Origin of the sequence: Streptomyces litmocidini (assembly GCF_014649755.1) — a bacterium.
GTDB classification, from domain to species: Bacteria; Actinomycetota; Actinomycetes; order Streptomycetales; family Streptomycetaceae; genus Streptomyces; species Streptomyces litmocidini.
This window is the reverse complement of the sequence record NZ_BMTQ01000008.1, coordinates 172,057-190,297: the sequence shown is the minus strand read 5'-3', so window position 1 is coordinate 190,297 and position 18,241 is coordinate 172,057. Positions and strand designations below refer to the sequence as shown.

The following is an 18,241-nucleotide window of genomic DNA, read 5'->3' as shown; positions in this document are numbered from 1 at the left end:
TTCAGGCATCGGGGGGCGGTCATTGTGCCGGCGAGCGGTCCCGGCACCGAATCCGGCTCCACGGCCTTCGGAACCCCACCGTTCTGGTTTCCGCCGCTTTCTCGACAGGGTGCGACGGGCTTCCGAGGTCCCCACGCGGGCCTGGCGGAACTCCTCGGAGAGGATCGGTCGTACCTCTGCACCTTGCCGTGGTGCCGGGCGTGCAGGGGGTGATCCGCTGATGGCGGGCGCTCCGGAGGAGGCGGGCGAGGCCGTGGGTGCGGTAGCGGGCACCGTTGCCGGTGACGATCCGCTCGATCCTGGTGATCCCGTGGGCGGCGAAGAACGCCTCGGCCCGGTCCGAGGCCTCCACCCTCACGCACCGGCTCGTGAGGCGGGTCCGGCCGACCGTGCGAGCAGGGAGGATCGTCCGGGGGCCACGGCCCGGTGATGACGACCAGCCGCGTCGTCGGACCAGGCCCGGGGGCCCGCTTCTCCGCCGGTCCGGACGGCGACCGGAGCCCGTGCCGCTCCGACGGAGCGTGGCCCGCCCCGCACGACCCCGGGATCTGGCGCCGGAGTCCCCGATGCTGTCGTATGTGATCCTGATCGCCGATGGCCCCACGGAGGAGTACCGGTATGTCTGACAGAGAGCCGCCGTTCGGCGGTGCAACGACCGCGACCGCCGACAGCGGCCCGGTCGACGAACGGACCCATCGCATACGCCGACGCCTGGAGCGGCTCATCGGCGTGGCGGCGACCGAGGGCAACGCCGTGCGCCCTCTGCGCAACGGGGACGAGATCTTCGCCGCGATGCTGGACGCGATCGGCGGGGCCCAGCACACCGTCGACATGATGACCTTCGTCTACTGGCGGGGCGACATCGCGCGGCGTTTCGCCGTGGCCCTGTCCGACCGGGCGCGCGCGGGTGTGCGGGTGAGGCTGCTGCTCGACGGCTTCGGCAGCCGCCTCATCGAGCGGGAACTGCTGGACCGGATGAGCGGAGCCGGAGTCGAGATCGCCTGGTTCCGCAAGCCCCTCTACCTGTCGCCGCTCAAGCAGAACCACCGCTGCCACCGCAAGGTCCTCGTGGTCGACGAGCGGACCGCTTTCACCGGGGGCGTCGGGATCGCCGAGGAATGGTGCGGAGACGCGCGCAACCCCAACGAGTGGCGGGACACGCACGTCGAGGTCCAAGGCCCCGCCGTGGACGGCATCGCCGCCGCCTTCGCCCAGAACTGGGCCGAATGCCATGCGGAACTCTTCGACGAGCGCGACCGGTTCGTGAGCCACCGCCCGAGCGGGAACGCCATCGTGCAGGTGGTCCGCGGCTCGGCCAGCTTCGGCTGGCAGGACATGCAGACCCTGATGCGCGTGATCCTCGAATCGGCCGAGGAACGGGTCCGTCTGGCGACCGCCTACTTCGCCCCCGACGGCTACTTCATCGACCTGCTCTGCGCCACGGCCCGCCGCGGCGTGGAAGTCGAGATCCTGCTGCCCGGCCCCCACACGGACAAGCGGGTGTGCCAGCTGGCGGGGCAGCACCGCTACGAGGCACTGACCTCCTGCGGCGTGCGCATCTACCAGTACCAGCCGACCATGATGCACGCGAAGGTGATCACGATGGACGGCGTCGTGTCCCTGATCGGCTCCACGAACTTCAACCGCCGCTCCCTCGACCACGACGAGGAGGTCATGCTCGCCGTCATGGACACCGAGTTCACCGCCGCCCTCGACGCGCACTACGACGAGGACCTCGAGGTCAGCGAACTGATCCGCCCGGACCGCTGGAAGCGGCGCTCGCTGCTGCAGCGCGCCCGGGAGACCGCCGTGCTCCCCATCCGCCGCTACCTGTAGGAGACCCCCTCGGCGTCCGCCGACGCCTCCCCGGTCCGCCGCCCGTCCCGTGCGAGCACCGCGTTGAACTGCGCGCCGGCGAGCAGGGCCAGGTTGCTGAACCACAGCCACACGAGGAAGACGACGGCCCCCGCCAGCGAACCGTAGAGGCGGCTGTAGGTCCCGAACCGCGTGTAGAGGGTGAACAGGGCCGAAGCGCCGAGCCACAGAAAGGCCGCCAGGGCACCGCCCGGAAAACCCCGGCGCGTGCCCCGGGCCTGGGCGGGCCCGGCCCGGTAGAGGATGAGGATCAGCGCCGTGACGACCACCAGGAGCACCGGCCACCGCAGGACGGCCATGGCGTCCGCGCCCGAGTAGCCGGCGGCCGCCGCGAGCCGACGGGCCACGGGGCCGGTCGCGACGAGGCTCGCGGCGCCCGCGACGAGCAGGGTCAACAGCAGGCCGGCGGTGAGGACGAGGACGTGCGCCGCACGCAGCGGCGGCCGCGTGTCGGGCAGCCGGTGCATCGCGTGCAGAGCGCGACGGAAGACCGCCAGGTAGCTGGAGGCCGACCACAGGGCGCTCAGGACCCCGCTGACGAGCAGCGCCCACAGGGAGGGCGGCGCGGAGGTGAGGCCCTCCAAGGCCTCTCGGAGCACTTGGGCCGACTGGGGAGGGGCGTAGGAGGTGAGGTCGCGGATCAGACGCTCGCGGGTGCCGGTCCCGGCCAGCCCCACCAGGGAGACCGAGACGAGCAGGGCGGGCACCAGCGCCAGCACCGCATAGTAGGTGAGGGCCGCGGCGTAGTCGGAGATGTTGTCGTCCCAGAGGCGCACGGCGGTGCTCCACAGGTGCGAGCGGGCGCGTCCCAGCGACTCGGCGAGCCGGTTTCCGGGAGTGCTCCGGCGCGTGCGGAGAGTGTTCGACGTCACGGTACCCACCTGCCCGGCGCCGGCGCTCTCATCCTCCGTTCCCTCCGGCCGCCGTCACGGCGCTCTCGTCCTCCGTCCCCTTCGCCGTCGTCGACGGCGCTCTCCTCCTCCGTCCCCTTCGCCGTCGTCGACGGCGCTCTCCTCCTCCGTCCCCTTCGCCGTCGTCGACGGCGCTCACTCCGCCCGGTCGAGCCCCGGCCGTCTTCTCGCCCTCCGTGCGCTCGGCCGTCCAGCCACGGCCGATGCCCCGGAGCCGCAGAGCCCCGGAGCCGCGGGGCCGCAGGGCCGCGCCGACGGACGACGCCCGGCGCCCGTGAAGGGATGAGGAGCGCGGAAAGGGGCAGCCGCGGTGGGAACCCGTACAGGATCGAGTGAGGAGACCCCGATGCACAGCACCCCTGAGCCAGAGCTTCCCGACCCCGTCCCGGCGTCACGCGACGCCGTCACACCGGACCTGCCCGCACCCGGGCCGGACGCACCGGACATCCGGGGCACCGGAGGCGAGCCCCCTCGGACCGACGGAGCAGGTGAGGACGGCGAGCGGCAGAAGGGCACCGGCGAACAGGGCGAGCCCCGTCCGGCTGCCGGCCCGGGCACTCCGGCACCCGGGGAACAGACCGACTAGGCCCGGCCCGGCCGGCCGTGTGACCGCCTCGTGGCAGGGTGCCGAAGAGGGGCGGCGGACCTGGCGGACGCCGAGAGGGAGCGACTGCGACGGTCGGACGCTTCGGTCGTGACCTCCGTTGGGGCGGTCGGACGCTTCGGCCGTGACCTCCGTCCACGACGGCGTGGAGCCCCGGTCACGGCCGGAACGGTCCGGAGGGCGCATGACCCGGGCCCGACAGGTAACACGGCCTCAATGACGAACTCACACGAGGCGGGAGCCAGACCGGGCCGTCCGCTCCTGTGGCTGCCCGTGCAGACGGCCGTGGTCGTCGCGCTGGGGCTGCTGGTGACCGGCCCCCTCGCACACCGCTGGCCGTTGTCGGCGGAGGACGGCGTCAACCGCGCCCTCGCCGCCCGCCGTACCCCTTTGGCCACCGCGCTCACCGACGGGGCGTCCCTCCTGGCAGGCACGGAGAGCGTGATCGTCCTCACCCTCATGTGCACGGTCGTTCTGCTCCTGGTGCCCCACGCGCCCCGATGGCGGGAAGCGGCCTTCCTCGCCGTGGCGGTGGCCGCGCAGTCCACCGTCTTCCTGCTCGTCACCCTCGTCGTGAACCGCGAGCGCCCCGACGTGCCCCACCTGGACCCGGCGCCGCCGACGTCCAGCTTCCCCTCCGGCCACGTCGGGGCCTCCGTCGCCCTCTTCGGCGGGCTGGCCGTCCTCGCGTCCCGGCGCCTGCACGGCGTTCGGCGCCACCTCGTGGCAGGGCTGCTCCTCGCGATTCCGCTGTTCGTGGCGTTCTCCCGGGTGTACCGGGGCATGCACCACACCTCCGACGTGGTGGCGGGGCTGCTGAACGGCGCCTGCACGCTGGCCCTCGCGGCGGCCGCCCTGTTGCCGCGCCCCGCGGAGGAGGCGGCGCCCCCCGCCCCGGCCCCGTCCGCGCGGAGCACGCGGCGGGCCGTGGTGGTGCGCCACCCGCGCGCCTGCGACGACGGGACCGCGGGCCGGGTGCGGACCCTGCTGCGCGACCACGGTTACGCGGAGCAGCGGTGGACGGAGACGACGGCCGGGGACCCGTCCGGTGCCCTGGCCCCGTGCCTCGGCGGGAGCCGTCCCGATCTGGTCGTCGTCTGTGGCGGAGACGGCACCGTACGCGCCTGCGCGGACGTGGTGGCCGGGACCGGGATCCCCCTGGCGATCTTCCCCTGCGGCACCGGGAACCTCCTCGCCCGGAACCTAGGGCTGCCGACCGACCCCGTGGCCGCCCTGCGGGAGGCCCTCCGAGGGCAGGCCGTCGGACTCGACGTGGGACGGATACGGGGCGACGGGATCGAGCCCACCCGCTTCGCGGTCATGGCAGGCGCCGGGTTCGACGCCGCCATGGTCCGGGACGCCTCGGCGCGCCTCAAGGAGAGGCTGGGCTGGGCCGCGTACGTGGTCTCGGCCGTACGGCACCTGGGGGACGCCCGGATGCGACTGTCGATACGGCTGGACGGGGGCGCCCCGTTGGAGCGGCGAGCCCGCATGGTCGTCATCGGCAACGTCGGGACCCTCCAGGGCGGGCTGCCTCTGCTGCCGGACGCCCGGCCGGACAGCGGCAGGCTGGAGGTCGTCCTGCTCGACCCGCGAGGGGTGGCCGGCTGGCTCGCCGCCGCCGGATACCTCGCCTCGCGCGCACCGGGCGGACGGCGGCGGCGCGCGTCCGGCGCGGGAACCGCGGGAACCGCGGGGCCCCGGTCCCTCGCGCACGGCTCACTGGAGTACTTCGGCGCGACCCGGATCGACCTCCGCTTCGCACGGCCCCAGCCGCGCGAGCTCGACGGCGACGTCTTCCCCGCGGGCACCCGGCTCACCGCGGAGGTCGAGCCGGGGGCGCTGCGGGTGTGCCTGCCGGCCCTGGCGGAGGCGGACGCCCCGGCAGGGGCGGGCGTCCCGGAACGGGCAGGCGCTCGGGCGGGAGCGGACGCCCCGGCGGGAGCGGTTCCCCCGACGCCGGAAGACGTTCCGGCACGGGCAGGCACCCCGGCGCGGCCGGACGTCCCGGCAGCACGGGCCGGAGGAGAAGGAGGGGGACGTGGGCACCGCGACGCGCGTACCGCAGCGCAGTGAGGTCGAGGCCGTGGAGGCCGAACTCCGTCTGCGGGGGGACGTCCTGTCGGGGGAGGAGGCGTGGGCCGCGCTCCGCCGATACGGAGGCTGGGCCCTCGTACGGGACTCTTTCGTACGGTTCCGTTACGCCGACGGGTTCAGTCACTCCCGGGCTCTCGCCCTGCAGACCGTCCTGGCGATCCTTCCGCTGGGCATCGCCGTCATCGGGCTGTCCGGGGTGCTGCACACCGAGGACATCGGGCGGATCGCCGAACTGACGATCCGCCGGATCAGCGGTCCGAGCCAGGACGTGGTGGACGACGCCCTGCGGGAGAGCCGGCAGCACGCCGGGGAGGGCGGCGCGGCCGCCCTCTGGCTCGGCCTGCTGTTCTCCGTCGCGAACGTCACCACGGGCATGTGCCAGGTGGAACGCGGCGCGAACCGCATATACGGCGTGGAACGCGACCGGCCGTTCCTCCACAAGTACGCCCGTGGGCTGGTGATGGCGGTCCTGGCCGGGGTGCCCCTCGGACTGAGTTTCTGCGTCACCGTCCTCGGATCCGACCTGAACCGGGCCCTGATCGAGGTCTACCACCTGGAGCCGGCCACGTCCCGAGCGTGGGACGTGCTGCGCTGGCCCGTGGGGATCCTGCTGGCGGTGATCGCCACCAGTGCCGTCTTCCGCCGCTCGCCCCGGCGCGCCCAACCGGGCTACACCTGGCTCGCCTTCGGAGCCACCGTCCACCTGCTGCTGTGGCTGGGCGCGACGTGGGCACTGAGCCTGTACGTCGGCTCCGAAGGCTCCTTCACCACCGTGTACGGGCCACTGAGCGCGTTCGTGGCACTGCTGTTGTGGTCGTACCTCACCTCGATCGCGCTGTTCCTGGGCCTTTCCTTCGCCGCCCAGCTGGAGGCCGCACGGGCGGGGGTGGCGACGCCGATCACCGAGGACCCCGGGGTCTGAGCCGACCGGCTCTCCCGAACCCCCCGACGGAAAGGAACCGTACCGACCATGACCGAGCGTTCCCCCCGGACCCGGCGGCACCGTCTCGGACGGCTCGCGATCGGTCGGAGCCGGGCCGACACCCGTTTCGGCGTGCGGTTGGTGGCGGGCGCGGCCCTCACCGCCCTGGCAGCCGTCCCGTTCTCCCTCGCCCTGGTGCTGGTGGAGTCGCACTGGGTCCCGCTGCACCGGCTCGACCAGGACGTGGCCGAGCGGCTGCACCGTTCCGCACTCGGCAGTCCGGCCTGGGTGCGCGTGCTCGACTTCCTCACGCACGTCGCGTGGGGGCCGCTGACCATGCGGCTCCTGGTGGCCGGGGTGGTGGCGTGGCTCCTGTGGCGGCGGGCGTTCCGTCTCGCCGCCTGGGCGGCCGTCACCGCGACGGCCGGCGGGCTGGCGGGGCTGCTGGTCAAGAACGCGGTCCAGCGTGCCCGACCGCACCTGCCGGACCCCGTCGCCCACGCGCCCGGCTTCTCCTTCCCCTCCGGCCACGCCATGACAGCCACCACCTCCTGTGCCGTCCTGCTGCTGGTCCTGCTCCCCCTGGTCCCGCGCGCCTGGCGGCCGCTGCCGTGGATCCTGGCGGCGGTGGCGGTGCTCGGCGTGAGCTACACGAGGGTCGCGCTCGGAGTGCACTGGGTGAGCGACGTGGTCGGGGGCTGGCTGCTGGGACTGGCGGTGGTGACCGCCACCACGCTCGCCTTCGAAGCGTGGCGCGGTGACATCGGCCGCTCCCGCACCGTTCCCACCGAGGGCCTGGAGCCCGAGATCGTGACGGACTCCCCGGAGCCGGTGGGCCGCCCCGACTCCCGGTGAGGCGGTCCTGCCTCACCGCGACGGCGGCGTCCCCGCCGACCCGTCGGCCGAGGTCTCCTCCGGTGCCGCGGCCCGCTTCTCGAGATTCGCCCCGCTCCTGGCGGCTGCCGCGTGCAGCGCCCGCAGGGCGACCAGCAGTACGCCGACGTCGTCCAGGTAGACCGGGTCCGGTACGAGGTCGATCGGCGAGATCGTGTAGACCACAGCCGCCCAGAACAGGGCCTTGGACTGCAAGGGGACACCGGCGTCCAGGAGCATCTTGCGGGCGCGGAACACGCGCACGAGCAGAACGGCCGCGGCACTCGCCACCACGAGCACGAGAACCACGGCCACGACGAGCCAGAAGGTGCTGTCCATGCCGCTCTCCTACCCCGTAACGCCCCGGTTGCGCCGCGACACGGACGGCGGCCGGAAACCCTGACACCCGTGCCGCGCCCAGCACGACCAGAGCGTTCGCGGAGATCCCCACGATGATCTGCACACTGCCGAGCCGCCCGGTTGTGCCCGGGCCGGACCCGCCTGCGGATCCATGAACCGGGGCAGGAGAGCGGCGTGCAGGAGAGCGATCCCGGGGGTGAGCGGGTGGGTCAGAGGCCCCGCGAAGGCTCAGGCCCGTAAGGACCGTTCGGAGACGTCCGTCCGCCGAGAACTCGTGGTCGGCGGACGGACGGGTCCCCCCGGCCGCGGGCGGTACCGCCCCCCTGCCCCCCTGCGGTCCGTGCGCACACGAACGCCCGCGCACGGACCGTCCCGTCATTCCCGCGCCCCCGGGCACGGCCTCACTCGCGCACGCCGGGCACCGGGACGCGGACGCCCTCCGCCTCCGCGGCCTCCCGCACGACGGCGCCCCACGCCCCGGCCATCGCGCCCCAGACCGCGCGCAGTCCGGGCTCCGCCTCCCGTACGGAGGTGACGGCACCGTCCGGGTCGCCGCCGGCCGCCCGTACGGCCGGTCCGTCCGATTCCGCCCAGTCGGCGATCGCGTCCGCGAGGACCTCCGGGTGGAACTGCACGCCCCACGCCCGGGGCCCGACCCGGAAGGCCTGGTGGGGGCAGTCGTCCCCGGTCAGCAGCGGCACCGCGCCGTCGGGCAGCGACTCGGCCTCGTCCCAGTGCCACTGGGCCGCGAGCGCCCCCTCGGGCACCGCGCCCAGCACCGGATCGGCGTCGGCGGCGGGCAGTCGGCGCAGCGGTACGGCCCCGACCTCGGGGCCCTGCGGACGCCGGACGACCCGGCCGCCGAGGGCGTGCGCCAGGACCTGGCCGCCGAGGCAGATGCCCAGGACCGGGAGGCGGGCCTCGACGGCCTCCCGCATCAGCTCCCTGACGCGCGGCAGCCAGGGCGCGGCGGTGTCGTCCTCGCAGTGGGGCGCGCCGCCGAGGACGAGCAGGCCCGCCCAGCCGGACAGGTCGGCGGGCAGCTCCTCGCCCCGCCACGGGTGGTGGACCCGCAGATCGAGCCCCGCCTCGCGGAGCCGCTCGCCGACCAGGCCGGGACCGGTGTCGGCCTCGTGCTGGACCACCAGGACCGGGTGTGCGGACAGGTGCGTCACAGTCGTCCCGCCTCCACGATGCGGCGCAGGAACGCCTTGGTGCGTTCTTCCCGGGGGTCGCCGAAGACCTGTTCCGGCGGGCCCTGTTCGAGGACGGCGCCCTGGTGGAGGAAGCACACCCGGTGCGCCACCTCCTTCGCGAAGCCCATCTCGTGGGTGGCGAGGAGCATCGTCATGCCGTCCTCGGCGAGGTCACGCACGATGTTCAGGACCTCGGCGACCAGCTCGGGGTCGAGCGCCGAGGTGATCTCGTCCAGGAGCAGCAGCCGGGGCCGCATCGCGAGCGCCCGGACGATCGCGACACGCTGCTGCTGGCCGCCGGACAGGCGGTCGGGCAGCGCCTTCGCCTTGTCGGCGAGACCGATCCGGCGCAGCAGTTCCGTCGCCCGGTCCTCGGCCTCCTCCTCGTCCAGGACGCCGAGGACGGTCGGCGCGAGGGTGATGTTGTGGAGGACGTCCATGTGCGGGAAGAGGTTGTAGTGCTGGAAGACGATGCCGACGTCCCGGCGCAGCCGGTCCACGTCGACGCCGCGCCCGGAGACCGGGTCCCCGTCGAGGACGATCCGCCCGGCGTCGATGGTCTCCAGGGCGTTGACGCAGCGCAGCAGCGTGGACTTGCCGCAGCCGGAGGCCCCGATGAGGGTGACCACCTGATGCCGGTCCACCGTCAGGTCGAGTCCCCGCAGCACCTCGTGGGCGCCGTAGGACTTCCGTATGCCGTCGATCTCGAGGAATGCCATGGTTCTCAGTCGCCCTTCGAAGCCGTGCCGGACCGGGCGAGCAGCCGGTCGGCGAGCCGGGTCTGCGGGATCGTGATCACGACGAAGAGCGCGGCCACGACGGTCACGGAGGAGAGGTTGAAGTCGTTGGAGGCGTAGATCCGCGCCTGGTTGAAGGCGTCGATGGTGCCGATGACGGTGACCAGGGCGGTGTCCTTCTGGAGTCCGATGAAGTCGTTGAGCAACGGCGGCACCACCCGGCGCACCGCCTGCGGGACGACGACGTGCCGCAGCGTGCGGGAGTGGGACAGGCCGAGCGAGCGGGCGGCCGCGGTCTGGCTCCAGTGGATGGAGTCGATGCCGGACCGGTACACCTCGGCGACGTAGGCGCCGTAGGTGAGGGTGAGCGCGAGGACCGCCGCCCAGGTGGGGGTGAGGGCGCTCAGTCCGGGGATCTCGGCGAGCGGCAGGCCGAAGCCGATGAGGTAGATGACGACGATGCTCGGCACGGCGCGGAAGACGTCGATGTACGCGGTGGCGAGCAGCCGCAGCGGGCGCCCGGCGCGGCCGGGGGCCAGCTTGGCGACGGCGAGCAGCAGACCCCAGACGAGTACCAGGACCTCGGCGGCCACGGCGATGAACACGTTGGTGCCGAAGGCGCGGGTGACGTCGGCGGTGCTCGACGCGATCGCCCCGGGGCTGAAGAACGTGGCCTGGACGGCGTGGTCGTTGGCGAGGAGGAAGAGCGTGAGCGAGGTCAGCAGGAGCACCGCTGCCGACGCCCCCACCGTGACCCAGGCCGACTCGCGGGCGTCGGCCGCCTCCGCGCGTGCTTCGGCGAGCCGCGAGCGGTCGACGGCCGCCCCACGGGCCCGGGCGGCCGCACGTACCGCCTGACCGGCCGGCTTCAGCACCGTCAGCGCGCCGAGCCCACCGGCGACGGCCACGGTGCGCAGCGCCCAGGACCAGGCGCCGTCGGCGGGCGCGGCCCGCCACAGGACCGCGGCGGTCCAGGCGGCGCCCAGGCACACGAGCAGGGCGACGGCGAGCGCGGCCGGCGGCAGGGCGCGCGGGAGTCGGACGGAGGGCGGGGGAGCGGTGACGGGGGGCTTGGCGGTGGTGGTGGCGGCGCTCATCACAGGCTCCAGACGGGGATGGCGGCCGGGTCGCCGCCGAACGCCTTCGCGAGGTGCTCGCGGGAGAGGCGGTCGAGGGTGCCGTCGTGCTTCAGGGTGGTGAGGAGGCCGTCGAGGGCGGCGGCGTCGGGGCCGTTCTCGGGCAGGATCGCACCGTACGACTCGCCGGTCGCGTACTGGCCGACGACGGAGAGCGCGCCCTTGGACTTCGCCGCCTGCCCGAGCAGGATCGCGGTGTCGGTCAGGATGGCGTCGACGCGCCCGGACTGGAGCGCGGCAAGCATCTCGGGGTCGCCGGGGAAGACGGACACCGGCTTCTCGGGCTTGAGTTCGTTTTTGACGAAGGCCGCGCCGGAGGTGGCCTGCTTGACGCCGAGGCGCAGCCCGCGGATGTTCGCGGAGGTGACGGAGCCCGGCTCGGCGAGGACGCCGATGTCGGAGTCGAAGTACGGGGTGGAGAAGTCGACCACCTTGCGCCGCGCGTCGGTGATGGACACCTCGGCGAGCGCGAGGTCGTAGCCCCGAGCCTTGCCGGCGACCATCGCGTCGAAGGAGACGTTGCGGATGGTGAGGGTGTCGAGGCCGGCGCGGTGGGCGATCTCGGCGGCGAGGCAGTACTCGAAGCCGCTCTTGATGTCGGCGACGGTGTTGCCGTTCCACCATCCGGCGGAGGGCAGGTCGCCGGCGACGGTGAGGGCGCCGGGGGTGACGGTCTTCAGCTTCAGCTCGCCGCGCCTGCCGCTGACCGTGCAGTCGCCGTAGCGGTTGCCCTGCGCCTTGGTGTCGGCGCTGGTGGCGTCACCGCCGGGGGCGGAGGAACAGGCGGTGAGGGCGAGGGCGGCGGCCGCGAGCAGGGCGGTGGCGCGGGCGGGCGATCGGAGGAGGGAGGGAAGGGGACGGCGCACGGGGGCTCCCGGGGCTCGGAGAGGGCGAAAAAGGGGTGGGGGAGAGGGGGGAGGAAGGAGAAGGGGAGGGGAGAGGGGATTCCCAAAACCTTTTGGGTGGCGGAATGCCGAGTATGCTGACCCAAAAGGTTTTGGGAGTCAAGGGTGAGGAGGACCCGGCGATGGACGGGCCCGAGGACACCGGCCGGACGGCCGCAGCGGGGCGCGGTGCCGAAGGCGGACGCACCGTCGGAATCAAGGACGTGGCCCGGGCGGCCGGTCTCTCCATCACCACGGTCTCGCACGCCCTCAACGGCAAGGGCCAGGTCAGCACCCGTACCCGCGAGCGGGTGCGGCAGATCGCCGAGGAGCTCGGCTACCGCCCCAACCCCGCCGCCCAGGTCCTGCTCTCCGGTCGCACGGGAGTGATCGGCCTCGCCGCCGGCCACCAGAGCTCCGAGCCCTGGGAGCGCACCTACCGGCCCTACTACGCGGCCTTCACCGCCGGTGCCATGGTCGAGGCCGTCGACCGCGACTACGCCCTGGTCGTCGTGCCCGTCGGCCCCGGTACGGACCTGTGGACCCGCATCCCCATGGACGGTCTGATCGTCGTCGACCCCATCGCCGGCGACCCCGTCATCGACGAGGCCCTGCGCCGCGGCCTCGCCGTCGTCACCGACGGCCGTCCGATCGACCCGGCACACGCCGGACTCCCCTACGTGCAGAGCGACATCGTCACCGGCATCGGGCTGGTGATGGACCATCTGCACGACGCGGGCGCCCGGCGGATCGGGTTGCTCAGCGGATCCGAACTCGACTCGTTCACCCTCGACAGCGAGCAGACCCACGCGGAGTGGTGCGCCGCCCGGCACCTCCCGGCCGCCGTCGAGCGCACTGCCCCCGGCGAACCCGCCCGCGACGCCGCCCGCCGCCTCCTCGCCACCCGTCCCGACGCCGTCCACGCCCTCAACCGCACGTACGGCGAAGCGGTGTTGGCCGCGGCCCGGGAGCTGGGCCTCTCGATCCCGGGGGACCTCATGGTCACCGTCATGGACGAGGCCGAGCCGGGCGCCCGGCCGGCCCTCACCACCCTCGGCCTCGACCCCCGGCGGGTCGGCTCGGCCTGTGCGGCGGTCCTCATCGACCGCCTGACGGGAGCCGAACCCGAACCGGTCACGGTGCCGTCCCGGCTCGTCCCGGGGGAGTCGACGCGGCGGGGCTGAGCGGTGGGCGTGCCGCGTGCCGTCCGAGGACGCCTGGCCCGTACCCGTCCGTCTCGATCGTCACCGAACCTGCTCGCGTGACGTCGCGGGCGTGCGTGCCGCGACGGGCAAGCCCAGAAGGAACGGTCCGGCGGAACCCGCGCCGAGCCGGAGGGGCACGGGCCGGGCCGGGCCGGCGGCGGCTTCACCACCGAGATCCCTCGACGCCCCTCCGCCTCACCGCACGCGCAAGGCGCTCCACCCGGCACGTCCGCCTCTCCCGCGTCCCCCTCCCGGCGGCAGCAGTCCGCTTCCGTGAGGACGGGAAGGGTGCCGGGCGGACGCCCGGCACCCGTGACCGACGGTCGTGGCGGGGGCGCCGGCTCACCGGTACCGGTGAGCCGGCCATCCGAAGCCGCGGCATGGAGGCATGCGCCAAGCCACCGGGGCCTTGCGGCCCTGTCGGTGGATGACCCCCGGTGGGCCCCCGACCGGCAGCAGTCCGCCGCCCGCCCGGCCCGGAACCCGCTCCCGGCAGTGGCGCGGTGCTCCGACCGCGGGCCGGCACGCGGGCCGGCCGGGTCCGGGCCTCCGTGTGCCGGGCACCCGGCGAAGGAGGAGGACGGCGATCAGCATCGGCGTGACGGTCAGGACCGTGAACGTCATGACCGCCCCGTCGGCATCGTCCCGCCGTCCGTGGCGAGCGAGGCGTGCACGGGGCCGGCGCCCCGAGCCGGAGGCGGGGGCCCGGCCGGCCGCCCAGGGCGTCCGGCGCGGGGCCGGTGCCGCCCGGCAGCCGCCGCGACATCGAGGAGACGCCGCACGGGGACGGAGGTGTTCGTCATCCGAACGCGGCGGTGAGGGCCGGTCCAGCCGTCCAGCAGGGCCAGGAGACCGGAGTCGGCGAAGGTCACGCGGGAGGTGTCCAGAACCAGACCGCGGAAGCCGTGGGCGGCGGCGAGCATCTCGCGAACGGGAGCGACGCTGTGGTGGTCGACCTCACCGGCCAGGTGAACGACCAGCGTGTCACCGACCGGAGTGCAGGAAGGGAGGACTATGGCGCAGGGCGCGGTGTCCGCGCCCGTGTCACGTCGGGCGGTGTCGGGGGCCAGTATCGGGCTGGCAGTCGATGTACTCACGCACCATCAACCGACGCCCACCCGGGTCGGGCAACGAGCTGTCGCGTTTCTTCACCCCCGGCCGACGCGAAGATCCCCACTACGGGGGAAACCGGTCACCCGTCCGAGTCGATCCGTCGGACAATCGACGCGGACGGGTCGCCCGGCACCGCGACCCTGGGGGCGTCACCCGAATGGATCCGCTTCAGCGGCACGCAGCCCCCGCGGCGGGGAGGGTGGGTGACCACCAGCGCTTTCACTGCAGGGGGACCCGGTATGTACGAGATGCACGTCGGCGCCGTCCCGGCCGGAACGGGGCCGGCGTGGCACGTCGTGGCCCCCGGCCACGCCACGACACTGTGCGGCCAGGTCCTCGACCGCACGGGGTCTTCGGACACGGACCACCACTGCACGCCGTGCATGGCTCGCCTCCAGGAGCTCATGCACCACGACGCCCCGCACTGACCCCCGGCAGCCCCCGGCCGGCCGGTGTGCCCGGACCGGAGACGCCCGGGCCGGAGCCCTCGCGGGCCCGCCCCGCTCCAGACGCTCCGGAGCGGCCGTTCCTGGTGCTCCGTCAGCACGCGGCCGCGGTCGGACCTGCCCCGCTCCGCGCGGGGCGTCGAGCGTTTCCCCACGAGCGGCCCACGGGATGCGAGGCCCCGGGTCCCCGCGTCGACATGCCGGACGGTGCCGACCGACGCCACGTCCGGAGCCGGCAGGTGGCGGGGCGACGGCGCGGGGTACGCGTGAAGGGCAGGAACTACGGAAGAAGGGCGCCATGGCGGACCGCGACAAGCCGAAGCACGACCCGCGGACCACGAGGACGGGGTCAGAGAGCCGGGACGACAAGGAGACGCCGTGACGGGGATCGACGCCTTCACCGACGTACTCGACGGCCCGATGTACGTGGTCACGGCCGCGTCCGACGGGAAACGGGCGGGTTGCCTGGTGGGCTTCGCGTCCCAGTGCTCCATCGACCCGCCGAGGTTCGCCGTCTGGCTGTCGGTCGCCAACCACACCTATCGTCTGGCGCGGGAAGCCGAGTACCTCACCGTGCACCTGCTCCACCGGGACGACCGGGCGCTGGCGGAGCTCTTCGGAGGGGAGACGGGCGACCGGGTGGACAAGTTCGCCAGGGTCGGTTGGCGTCCGGGAGAAGCGGGCAGTCCGGTTCTGGAACAGCTGTCCACGTGGTTCACCGGCCGGATCGAAGGCCGCATCGAGGGGGGCGACCACGTGGGATTCCTCCTGGCGCCCGTCGCGGTGTGCCCGCCGTACGGGGATCGGCCGCCCCCACTGCTCCGTTACCGGGAGCTGCGGCACCTCGACCCCGGCCACCCGGCCTGAGGCCCCGAGGAGCCGGCTGCTGGGCAGGCGGCGGCCGGCCGTGACGCGACGGAGCGATGACCGTCGACGACAGCGGCGCCGGGCTCCGGACCGCCGAGCCGGGCCACGGGGACGCCACGCACGTCGGCGGCCTGGTCCCGTCCCGGCCGGGCCTGGAGGAGTGCGAGGCCTCCGGGGACGGGAGCGAGCCGGGCTCGTGGACGGCCGGCACGCGCACCGGTCGGTTCCTCTGGCGGATGCCCTCGGGCGCCGAACCGCGCCGAACCGCGCCGAACCGCGCCGAACCGCGCCGGGCGACGCCCGACGGCGCCGGACGGACAGGGGCGACGGCCTCGTCCGGCGCCGCTGCGGAAGAGGACCGTGCGTGGCGGGCCGAAGCCGTCGAGCTTCCGCCCGAGACGGCGGGCCGTCCTTCCCTCACGGCCTGTTCACCCTCCCGGCGAGCAGCGACCGGTACCAGTGGTAGGACGCCTTGGGGGTGCGCCGTCCGGTCGGGAAGTCGACGTGGACCAGTCCGAAGCGCCTGCTGTACCCGTAGGCCCACTCGAAGTTGTCCAGGAGGGACCAGACGCTGTACCCGCGCACGTCCACGCCCTCCGCCAGAGCCTCGGCGACCGCGTGGAGATGACCGTCCAGGTAGGCGACGCGGTCGGTGTCGTGCACGCTGCCGTCGGGGGCGAGGGCGTCGTGCTCGGCGGAGCCGTTCTCGGTGATGTGGATTGGCGGAAGGTCCGTGCCGTAGCGGTCGCGGAGCGAGACGAGGAGCTTCCGGAGGGCGCCGGGGACGACGGGCCAGCCCATGGCGGTGTGGCGGACGCCGGGAACGGGGACCGCTTCGAAGCGGTTGTCCGTCGCGGTGCGGCGGGCGGGGTCGGGCTCGCGCCAGGGGGCGGCGCGCACCGTGGACGGCGTGTAGTAGTTGATGCCCAGGAAGTCCATCGGGGCCGACATGAGGGCGAGGTCGCCTTCGCGGCGGAAGGGCCGGCGCTCGATCAGCTCGCCCCAGGTGTCGGCCTCGGCGGCGGCGTAACGCCCCTTGAGCAGCGGGTCGGTCCACATCAGGTTGCGCTGCGTCTCGGCGCGAAGGGCGGCGGCGACGTCGGCGGCCGCCGGGGTGGCCGGGGAGACGTGGTCGAGGTTGAGCGTGATGCCCGCCTCCTGGACGCCGACGGCGCGCAGCGCCTCCATCGCCAGGCCGTGGCCGACCAGCAGATGGTGGGCCGCGGCCAGTGCCGGCGTGCCCTCGCGCGCTCCGGGGGCGTGCTCGCCGTCGGCGTACCCCAGGAAGGCGCTGCACCACGGCTCGTTGAGGGTGATCCAGCGGGGGACCCGGTCGTGGAGCCGCGACGCGACCAGCTCCGTGTACTCCGCGAACCGCTGGGCGGTGTCCCGCGAGCGCCATCCGCCGAGGTCTTCCAGCGGCTGGGGGAGGTCCCAGTGGTAGAGCGTCACGACCGGAGTGACACCGGCGTCCAGCAGGTCGTCGACCAGGCGCTCGTAGAAGTCGAGCCCTCGCGGGTTCACGGGGCCCCCGCCGGACGGCTGGATCCGCGGCCAGGCGACGGAGAAGCGGTACGTGTCCACTCCGAGGTCCGCGAGCAGGGCGACGTCCTCCCGGTGACGGTGGTAGTGGTCGCAGGCGTTGTCGCCGCTGCTGCCGTCCAGGACGGCGCCGCCGCGCCGGGCGAAGGCGTCCCAGATCGACGGTCCCCGGCCGTCCTCCTCCGTCGCCCCCTCGATCTGGTACGCGGAGGTGGCGGTGCCGAACTCGAAGTCGGACGGAAAGGCCGTGGCGTCGGTCATGGCAGGGGACGTCCTTCGGTCGGGAGACATGGGATCGGCTGCGGGAAATCAGAGCCGAGCATGAGGCGATTCAGCGCGGCCGTCCAGGATCCGAAGGCGGAAAGGGCGCGGTTTTACTAAACGAGGGCTTAACTGAACCAGTTAACTGGACAACGTTGTCATGCTGCGCCCAGAGTGTGTGCACCTTTCCCTGTCCGCGCTTACGGAAGGCTCGACGCGATGATGTACGGAGCACTCGACATCGGGGGTACGAAGATCGCCGGCGCCCTGGTCGACGGCGAGGGCCGCCTGGTCGCCCGGTCCCAGCGGGCCACCCCGGCCCACGGCTCCGCGCCGGAGCTCATGGCCGAGGTGGCCGCCGTCATGGACGAACTGTCCGCCCGTCCCGAGTGGGAGGCCCTCTCCTGCCTGGGCATCGGCAGCGCGGGGCCCGTCGACACCGTCGCGGGCACGGTCAGCCCGGTCAACATCCCGGCCTGGCGCTCCTTTCCGCTCGTGGACCGGGTGCGGGAGCACCCGCGGTTGCCGTCCGGGGTCCGGCCCGTCCTCGTGGGCGACGCCGTGGCGATGGCCGCGGCCGAGCACTGGGCGGGAGCCGCGAGGGGGGTGGACAACGCGCTCTGCATGGTCGTCTCCACCGGGGTGGGCGGCGGGCTGATCCTCAACGGCACCCTCCACGCGGGTCGCTCGGGAAACGCGGGCCACATCGGCCACATCACCGTGGAGCAGGACGGCCCCCCCTGCCCCTGCGGCGCCCGCGGCTGCGTCGAGCGCTTCGCCAGCGGCACCGCCATCGCCGCCCACGCCCTGGAGACCGGGTGGACCCCGCCGCCCGGAACCGTCCCGACGGCCGCCGCCGTCGCGGAAGCGGCCCGTACGGGGGACCCGAGGGCCCGGGCCGCCTTCGACCGGGCGGGCCGTGCCCTGGCCGCGGCCATCGCGGCCACGGCGGCGCTGGTCGAACTCGACCTCGTGGTCGTGGGCGGTGGCGTCGCGCAGTCCGGCGAGACGCTCTTCGGCCCGCTCCGCCGTCACCTCGCCGACCACGCGGTCCTGGACTTCACCCGCGACGTCCCGGTGGTGCCGGCGGGGCTCGCGCTCGACGCCGGGCTGATCGGGGCGGCCGCGGTCGCCGCCGCGTGGGCCGGCCCGCCCCCCGCGGCCGCCGGCGCCACCGGCAGCCCCGCCCCCCGTCCGTGACCCATCCCGGAA

16 protein-coding genes and 2 pseudogenes are annotated in these 18,241 nt (G+C 74.1%); 9 read left to right on the top strand and 9 right to left on the bottom strand.

The features are described 5' to 3' along the window. Nucleotides 1-164: 164 nt before the first annotated feature. Nucleotides 165-337: pseudogene (locus IE180_RS36545) on the bottom strand (IS481 family transposase); the annotation flags it as partial. Nucleotides 338-618: 281 nt separating this feature from the next. Here IE180_RS36545 and IE180_RS19350 point away from each other — a divergent pair. Continuing rightward, nucleotides 619-1,836 (top strand): phospholipase D-like domain-containing protein, encoded by a 1,218-nt coding sequence (locus IE180_RS19350; RefSeq protein WP_190158140.1) that lies wholly within the window; start codon nt 619-621, stop codon nt 1,834-1,836. On the opposite strand, the gene IE180_RS19345 is transcribed toward IE180_RS19350, so the two are convergent. Continuing rightward, nucleotides 1,827-2,747: a YihY/virulence factor BrkB family protein gene (locus tag IE180_RS19345; RefSeq protein ID WP_190158139.1), complete on the bottom strand. Its 921-nt coding sequence runs from the start codon at nt 2,745-2,747 to the stop codon at nt 1,827-1,829. The two genes, IE180_RS19350 and IE180_RS19345, sit on opposite strands and share 10 nt — an antisense overlap. Nucleotides 2,748-3,606: 859 nt before the next feature. On the opposite strand from IE180_RS19345, the gene IE180_RS19340 reads away from it, so the two are divergent. The 3 genes from IE180_RS19340 to IE180_RS19330 are packed head-to-tail and all read left to right on the top strand — an operon-like array spanning nt 3,607 to nt 7,264. Then, a complete protein-coding gene (locus IE180_RS19340) occupies nt 3,607-5,466 on the top strand; it encodes a bifunctional phosphatase PAP2/diacylglycerol kinase family protein (RefSeq protein ID WP_229860629.1) in 1,860 nt (619 codons plus the stop codon). Beyond that, nucleotides 5,432-6,409, top strand: a complete 978-nt coding sequence (locus tag IE180_RS19335) for a YihY/virulence factor BrkB family protein (protein ID WP_030692107.1) — start codon at nt 5,432-5,434, stop codon at nt 6,407-6,409. Before IE180_RS19340 ends, IE180_RS19335 begins: the two co-directional genes overlap by 35 nt. A 48-nt stretch (nt 6,410-6,457) precedes the next feature. Next, a complete protein-coding gene (locus IE180_RS19330) occupies nt 6,458-7,264 on the top strand; it encodes a phosphatase PAP2 family protein (RefSeq protein ID WP_190158138.1) in 807 nt (268 codons plus the stop codon). A gap of 12 nt (nt 7,265-7,276) precedes the next feature. Here IE180_RS19330 and IE180_RS19325 read toward each other — a convergent pair whose 3' ends face one another. The 5 genes from IE180_RS19325 to IE180_RS19305 form a co-directional block, all read right to left on the bottom strand. Beyond that, nucleotides 7,277-7,621 (bottom strand): YkvA family protein, encoded by a 345-nt coding sequence (locus IE180_RS19325; protein WP_190158137.1) that lies wholly within the window; start codon nt 7,619-7,621, stop codon nt 7,277-7,279. Between the two features lie 422 nt (nt 7,622-8,043). Next, nucleotides 8,044-8,817 (bottom strand): type 1 glutamine amidotransferase, encoded by a 774-nt coding sequence (locus IE180_RS19320; protein ID WP_190158136.1) that lies wholly within the window; start codon nt 8,815-8,817, stop codon nt 8,044-8,046. Next, nucleotides 8,814-9,557, bottom strand: coding sequence for an amino acid ABC transporter ATP-binding protein (locus IE180_RS19315; RefSeq protein ID WP_190158135.1), 744 nt, complete (start codon nt 9,555-9,557; stop codon nt 8,814-8,816). Before IE180_RS19315 ends, IE180_RS19320 begins: the two co-directional genes overlap by 4 nt. A gap of 5 nt (nt 9,558-9,562) precedes the next feature. Further along, the gene (locus IE180_RS19310) at nt 9,563-10,672 is read right to left on the bottom strand and encodes an amino acid ABC transporter permease (RefSeq protein WP_190158134.1); all 1,110 of its coding nucleotides are present in this window, start codon (nt 10,670-10,672) and stop codon (nt 9,563-9,565) included. Further along, entirely contained in the window at nt 10,672-11,577 is a 906-nt protein-coding gene (locus IE180_RS19305; RefSeq protein WP_268255471.1) for an ABC transporter substrate-binding protein, read from the bottom strand. The genes IE180_RS19310 and IE180_RS19305 overlap by 1 nt, the downstream gene beginning before the upstream one ends. A 161-nt stretch (nt 11,578-11,738) precedes the next feature. Here IE180_RS19305 and IE180_RS19300 point away from each other — a divergent pair, with 161 nt between their 5' ends. Beyond that, on the top strand, nt 11,739-12,779 hold the full coding sequence (locus IE180_RS19300; protein WP_190158133.1) for a LacI family DNA-binding transcriptional regulator: 1,041 nt from the start codon (nt 11,739-11,741) through the stop codon (nt 12,777-12,779). Between the two features lie 641 nt (nt 12,780-13,420). Here IE180_RS19300 and IE180_RS19295 read toward each other — a convergent pair. Then, nucleotides 13,421-13,897, bottom strand: coding sequence for an STAS domain-containing protein (locus IE180_RS19295; protein WP_190158132.1), 477 nt, complete (start codon nt 13,895-13,897; stop codon nt 13,421-13,423). A gap of 255 nt (nt 13,898-14,152) precedes the next feature. Here IE180_RS19295 and IE180_RS19290 point away from each other — a divergent pair, with 255 nt between their 5' ends. The 3 genes and pseudogenes from IE180_RS19290 to IE180_RS37525 form a co-directional block, all read left to right on the top strand. Continuing rightward, nucleotides 14,153-14,341 (top strand): hypothetical protein, encoded by a 189-nt coding sequence (locus IE180_RS19290; protein WP_190158131.1) that lies wholly within the window; start codon nt 14,153-14,155, stop codon nt 14,339-14,341. 396 nt (nt 14,342-14,737) lie between these two features. Next, complete coding sequence (locus IE180_RS19285) at nt 14,738-15,226, top strand: flavin reductase family protein (protein ID WP_190158130.1); 489 nt, start codon at nt 14,738-14,740, stop codon at nt 15,224-15,226. 56 nt (nt 15,227-15,282) lie between these two features. Then, nucleotides 15,283-15,507, top strand: a pseudogene (locus tag IE180_RS37525) (rhamnogalacturonan lyase family protein); the annotation flags it as partial. Nucleotides 15,508-15,643: 136 nt separating this feature from the next. Here the strand turns inward: IE180_RS37525 and IE180_RS19280 are convergent. After that, nucleotides 15,644-17,029 (bottom strand): GH1 family beta-glucosidase, encoded by a 1,386-nt coding sequence (locus tag IE180_RS19280; protein WP_190158129.1) that lies wholly within the window; start codon nt 17,027-17,029, stop codon nt 15,644-15,646. A 219-nt stretch (nt 17,030-17,248) separates the two neighbouring features. Between IE180_RS19280 and IE180_RS19275 the strand changes: the two genes are divergently transcribed. Then, on the top strand, nt 17,249-18,229 hold the full coding sequence (locus IE180_RS19275) for an ROK family protein (RefSeq protein ID WP_190158128.1): 981 nt from the start codon (nt 17,249-17,251) through the stop codon (nt 18,227-18,229). Nucleotides 18,230-18,241 lie beyond the last annotated feature (12 nt).